This is a genomic window from Methanobrevibacter sp. 87.7, from assembly GCF_002208625.1.
GTDB lineage: Archaea > Methanobacteriota > Methanobacteria > Methanobacteriales > Methanobacteriaceae > Methanarmilla.
In genome coordinates, this window is the sequence record NZ_MRCT01000185.1 from 1 (window position 1) to 3,128 (window position 3,128).

Genomic DNA, 3,128 nt, shown 5'->3' on the forward strand with positions numbered 1-3,128 from the left:
AATTAAAATAATATAAATATATTAAATTAATTTAAATTACATACTGTTTTACATCAGATCTAATAACACTAGATGCACCCCTACTAGTTATTCCATCTAACATTTCAGGGAAAGATTTTTTATTAATTAAAACATTAATTTGAGAATAATTTTTACCTTTATTTACTGTAGGTTCATGGGAACAATAATTATTATCAATTAAATATTTACAAATATCTTCTACTTTTGAATTATCAATATTAAATTTAACATCAAAATATTTTTTAGCAGTAATAGCACCTAATAATTGTTCAAAAATCATTTTTGCTTTATCCATTTTCTCTCCAGTACATGCAACACCTGCATATAAACCTGCTGAAGAATGTAAAATTACTTCAATTTGTTTAAGACCTGCTTTTTTAAGACTTGAACCTGTTTGAGTATTATCTACAATGAAATCTGCACCTTTTGAAATATAAGTCTCAGTTGCACCATCAGAATTTATAACTTGAACTTGTTTATTATCTCCATCAGTTAAACCTCTTACTTGTACAAAAGGAATTGAATCTCCAAATAATTCTTGATAACCTTCATTTTCCATAATAAATTTTCTAGTTAAATTAGGATATTCTGTAAAACATAAAATAGGTTTATCTCTTCCTTTACATGATCTAAAGAAATCAGTTAAATTATCAAATGGAGAATCATTAGGGATAGCTACAACAAGATTAGTTTCACCATAATTTAAATCTCCAAGTTTAGTTATTTCATTATCTTGTAAAACTGATTCTTCTTTTACCCAATCTTCACCTACAATTGCAATATCAATCATACCACGATTAAGTTCAACAGGTGAACTTTGAGGTCTATTTAAATATGCATCAATATCTTCATCATTTAAGAATTTAATATCATAATCTTCATTTTCAGGTTCATAACCTTTTATTTCATAACCTGCATCAACAAATAATTGATGAGTATTTCCACGATTTACATTGTTTAAACTTCCTTTTGGAAGTCCTAATTTAATTTTTACCATAATTACAATTCTCCTAAGTTTAAGATTAAAATAATAAAATGTTTTTTAAATATTAATTTTAATAAGATATTTATAAATAAAAACCATACTTACCTACAAAATCATTAATAAAAAGATATTTATAAATAAAAACCATACTTACCTACAAAATCATTAATATTGCTGTTTTTAAATAATTTCTATTTATAATAATTATATAAAGTATACTATAATGGTTTCATCATTAAATCCATTATTGAATAAGGTTCATCATCTTTTTTCTCTTGAGGTTTATCCATACCAGGCATTCCAGGAATCCCTCTTTTTAAAAAGTCTTTATTCTGTCTTCTAGAAATATCTGAAAATATCAATTTATATGCATCACATTGAGGATCTACTGCTTTTGGAGTATGACTTGCTACAATACCATTATATGGACATCCACCTCTACAGAACTTAATAAATTTACAATCACTACAATTTTCATCAACATATGCATTAAATTCTTCTAATTTTTTCCATGCATCAGAATCTTTTAAATCTTCAGGACTAGGTTTATCTTTAACATTAGCCATTACATATTCATCCATTCCAACAAATCTATAACATGGATAAATATTACCATCATGCCCTACTGCAAGAGTATCACCCATACAATTTGCAAAAGTACATAAAGTTCCATGACGAATAAGACTACTTTTTGCCATATGATCAAAATCTTTAATTTGGAATTCTTCAAGATCATAAAGATACTTATCAAGTAATGAAACCATTAATTTACCATAATCTTCTTGATTTAATGCCCATGGATCTGCATTATCTCCTCTTAAAGATGGAAGAGCAGAATGTATTTTAACAGTTGCATGAATATCCTTAAAGAAATCATAAATTTCATCTGCATAATCTTTAGAATATGAAGTAAATGTACATACATAATTAACAAATAATCCATTATCTTCAGCAAGTTTTACAGATTTCATAGTTTTATCAAAATAATTTTTACCTCTTTGATAATCTGTAATCTCTTTAGGACCATCTATACTTGTACTTAATGCAACATTATTCTCTTTTAATAATTTAACAATATTTTCATCAAGAAGCCAAAGATTAGATTGCATTGAATATCCATTAATATTTTTTAATTGATTTAAAATTGTAAAAGCTTCTTTATAAAATTCATATCCTGCAATTAATGGTTCTCCACCATGAAAAGTAAAATGAACAGGTTCATTATTTCTAAAAGTCTCTAACCATTCTTTAATATCTTTAATAATATTAATATCCATTACTTCTGCATGTTTATCAGAAACCCAGCAATATTTACAGTTACCTGGACAATTAAGTGTTGGTATTATCATTACATGAAATGGCATTTTATCACTATAAAAAAATAATAAAGTTTGTTTTTATAAAAATATTTAAACCAAAATTAATGGTTTAAAAATAAAAAATAGATAATTTCTATCAAAATTACATTATTTTGTTTAATTCTTTAATAATTTTATCTTTAGGATCATTTGAATGGTCTTCACCTTTTTCAAATACATACCCACAGTTTGAACATCTAAAATAAGCAGTTTCAGCATGTGCTAAATGATTATCAATAATTTTACGACGTACAGTTTTATCAGTTGATCCACATTTAGGACATTTAGCTATTAAATCTTCTACTTTCATTTTTACCACTCTTTAAAATTAATTATATTTAATTATATACTTTATATTTAATAATAATTTGCTTCTAAGAAAACAATTTATTAAAATTATTAAATATTCAATAAATTAATTAAAATTATTAAAAAAATTAAATAAAAAACATAATTTAAAAGAAAATCAATTAAAGAAAAATAATATTAGTTTTTTATTAAAAAAGATAAAATAAAATTAAAACAATAATAAAAATTACTATTTTTACTAAAAACACAAAAAACAGTACACTAAAAATACAAAAAAAAGAAAAACACAACACTATAAAAAAACATTATTATAATTACTAAAACAGAAAAAAAACACAAAAACAATCAATAAAAAAACAATTACTAATTAAATATTACTTTTTTTTACTAAAAAAAATTAAACTAAATATTTAAAAATAAAAAAAGAAGGAAAAAATAATAAAAAATATTTTTTC

General features: G+C 23.3%; 3 protein-coding genes. All 3 read right to left on the bottom strand.

Annotated elements, in window-relative coordinates:
- Nucleotides 1-31 precede the first annotated feature (31 nt).
- The 3 genes from BGI41_RS07395 to BGI41_RS07405 all read right to left on the bottom strand — a co-directional run bounded on the left by BGI41_RS07395 (nucleotide 32) and on the right by BGI41_RS07405 (nucleotide 2,674).
- Complete coding sequence (locus tag BGI41_RS07395) at nucleotides 32-1,018, bottom strand: ATP phosphoribosyltransferase (RefSeq protein WP_088540042.1); 987 nt, start codon at nucleotides 1,016-1,018, stop codon at nucleotides 32-34.
- A 206-nt stretch (nucleotides 1,019-1,224) separates the two neighbouring features.
- Entirely contained in the window at nucleotides 1,225-2,370 is a 1,146-nt protein-coding gene (locus tag BGI41_RS07400) for a TIGR04083 family peptide-modifying radical SAM enzyme (protein WP_088540044.1), read from the bottom strand.
- Nucleotides 2,371-2,467: 97 nt separating this feature from the next.
- Nucleotides 2,468-2,674: a TIGR04165 family Cys-rich peptide gene (locus tag BGI41_RS07405; protein WP_088540046.1), complete on the bottom strand. Its 207-nt coding sequence runs from the start codon at nucleotides 2,672-2,674 to the stop codon at nucleotides 2,468-2,470.
- Nucleotides 2,675-3,128: the final 454 nt, after the last annotated feature.

Bases quoted from the DNA above. Each gene is read 5' to 3' on its own strand.
- BGI41_RS07395 (WP_088540042.1), bottom strand. From the start codon at position 1,018: ATGGTAAAAATTAAATTAGGACTTCCAAAAGGAAGTTTAAACAATGTA.
- BGI41_RS07400 (WP_088540044.1), bottom strand. From the start codon at position 2,370: ATGCCATTTCATGTAATGATAATACCAACACTTAATTGTCCAGGTAAC.
- BGI41_RS07405 (WP_088540046.1), bottom strand. From the start codon at position 2,674: ATGAAAGTAGAAGATTTAATAGCTAAATGTCCTAAATGTGGATCAACT.